Genomic DNA, 1,327 nt, shown 5'->3' with positions numbered 1-1,327 from the left:
TTAGCTCGGCGGACTACTTGTCCAGCTAGGCTAAATTTTTACGTCGCTTCTGCTTGCAGTTGCGACCGCAAGTGAAGCAAAGCCTTTTCTCGCTTTAGCGTTACGAGCATAGCGAAGTAAAAATCCATCTTGCGATACTTTGCCTTATCGTTTTACGCTCAAATTTGAAGTCAAATTTGGCTAAATTTATAAATTTAACTTCAAATTTTACCCACCGAGACCCGTATCTTGAAAACGTCAAATTTACCCCCTTGTAAAATTTAAAACCGTGCGGAGCATTAGCGCCAGATAAACCTGCGTATAGCACAGCAACTTCTCACGTACAGTGGGGTTAGAGAGGGCTTCTGCGTCGCTGCGCTAGCAGCTGCAGGCAGACCGGTAAGTAAAGCCCCTTCCTCCCCTAAAGGAAAGAAAAAGAAAACTGTAGAGTAAAATCGGAATATAATTTAAACCCTTCCACTTAACAAAGAAGTAAAATAGTTTTTAATGACGCGACAAATTTGAAAAACAAATTTAGCACCATAAAGTTGCGGGTCTTGGCGAGTAAAATTAAAAAATTCGCTAAATTTAAGACGAATGGCGGTAAAATCCCTCGTATAGCTAAAATTTGCCTGCACGCCGAGCCAAACCCGTAGCCGAAAGGAAATAAAAATGAAAATAGACTGGGAAAAAGTGGGCGGCCTTTTGCCCACCGTCGTACAAGAAAGCTCGAGCGGCGAGGTTTTGATGCTTGCTTATATGAACGAAGAGGCGTTAAATTTGAGCCTAAAAACGGGCTTTGCGCACTATTTTTCGCGCACGAAAAACCGCATCTGGAAAAAGGGCGAGGAGAGCGGAAATACGCAGGCCATAGACGAGATTTTCCTTGACTGCGACAACGACACGATCTTGCTCAAAGTCGTTCAAAACGGCGGCTTAGCGTGCCACACCGGCGCAAAATCGTGCTTTTTTAGAAAGATTTCTGGAGACGGCGGCGAGTCAAATTTAATCAGCGTCGACGGGCAAAATTTGACACAAGAGCAAAATTTAAACCAAGCCAAAAAGCCGATCTACGGCATAATCGACGAGGTTTATCACGCGATATTAGACCGCAAGCTAAACGCCGATCCACAGACTTCATACGTCGCGAGCTTGTTTAAAAAGGGCGAAAACGCAATCCTAAAAAAAGTCGGCGAGGAGGCCACGGAGCTAGTTATGGCGTGTAAGGACGCCTCGGCGCGCAAAAATGAAACTTCACAGTTTGACTCTGACGCAAACGGCGGCCAAATTTCATCAAATTTAACCCAAAACGAAAATTTTGCTAAAATTTCAAACGAAAACGCCGCAA

General features: G+C 44.2%; 1 protein-coding gene. It reads left to right on the top strand.

What is annotated here, in order from left to right:
• Nucleotides 1-651 precede the first annotated feature (651 nt).
• Nucleotides 652-1,327 (top strand): bifunctional phosphoribosyl-AMP cyclohydrolase/phosphoribosyl-ATP diphosphatase HisIE (hisIE, locus tag Q0338_RS05790; RefSeq protein WP_298085929.1); only part of this gene is annotated, 676 nt, incomplete at its 3' end.

The organism is uncultured Campylobacter sp., from assembly GCF_938018145.1.
Classification (GTDB): domain Bacteria; phylum Campylobacterota; class Campylobacteria; order Campylobacterales; family Campylobacteraceae; genus Campylobacter_A.
Note: the sequence above shows the minus strand (reverse complement) of the source record. Positions and strands in the feature narration are given on the sequence as shown.